The 929-nt window shown below is 73.0% G+C and carries 1 protein-coding gene and 1 pseudogene; both read left to right on the top strand.

Translation table 11 applies throughout. The features are described 5' to 3' along the window. Positions 1-294 (top strand): annotated as a pseudogene (locus G6018_RS12750) (thiamine-phosphate kinase); the annotation flags it as partial. 9 nt (positions 295-303) lie between these two features. Then, positions 304-825 (top strand): gamma carbonic anhydrase family protein, encoded by a 522-nt coding sequence (locus G6018_RS12745; protein WP_182639794.1) that lies wholly within the window; start codon positions 304-306, stop codon positions 823-825. Positions 826-929: the final 104 nt, after the last annotated feature.

The raw sequence follows: 929 nt of genomic DNA, 5'->3' as shown, positions 1-929 counted from the left end.
GCGCGGGCCTCCGGCGTCGCGGCGGACCTCGTCGTCGACGCGCTCCCCGTCGACCCCCGCCTGGGCGAGGCCGCCGCCGTCCTGGGTCTCCCCGATCCGGAGGCGCAGATCGCGGACTGGATCCTCGACGGCGGTGAGGACCACGGTCTGCTGGGCACCTTCCCGCCCGGGACCACCGTCCCCCCGGGTTTCACCGTCATCGGGACGATCCACGAGGGAGACCCCGGAACCGTCTCCCTCGACGGGCGCCCGCGGACCCCCGGGGGCTGGGACTCCGCGCGGGGTGCGAACTAGGCTGGCCGCATGGCTGTCTACGCACTCGGAGACCTCGAACCCGACATCGCCCCCGACGCCTGGGTGCACCCCGACGCGGTGGTGATCGGTCGCGTCCGCCTGGGACCGGGCGTGTCCGTGTGGCCGACCGCCGTCCTCCGCGGCGACTACGGGCGCATCGAGGTCGGCGCCATGACCAACATCCAGGACGGCACGATCGTCCACTGCACGGAGTCGGAACCGACGGTGCTCGGGGAGCACTGCATCGTGGGGCACAACGCGCACATCGAGGGGGCGACCATCGGGGACGGAGCCCTGGTCTCCTCCGGTTCGATCGTGCTCAACGGCGCCGTGATCGGTGCCGGGGCGGTCGTCGCCGCCGGGTGTCTGATCCCGCCACGGTTCGAACTGCCCCCCGCGCGGATGGCGATGGGAGCCCCCGCGAGGATCCGCGAGGGGTACGAGGTGGACCCGGCGATGCTCGAGGGGAACACGCAGAAGTACCACGACAACGCGATGCGGTACCGCTCCGAACTCCGACGGATCGACTGACCGGGTGGCGGGCGACCGGTCGGCTCGACCTCCGCTGGGGGAGGTCGTCGACCCGGGGTGGGCGAGCGCGTTGGCGCCGGTGGAGGACCGCATCCACCGGATGG

It is taken from the genome of Dietzia sp. DQ11-44 (assembly GCF_014145205.1).
GTDB lineage: Bacteria > Actinomycetota > Actinomycetes > Mycobacteriales > Mycobacteriaceae > Dietzia > Dietzia natronolimnaea.
Note: the sequence above shows the minus strand (reverse complement) of the source record. Positions and strands in the feature narration are given on the sequence as shown.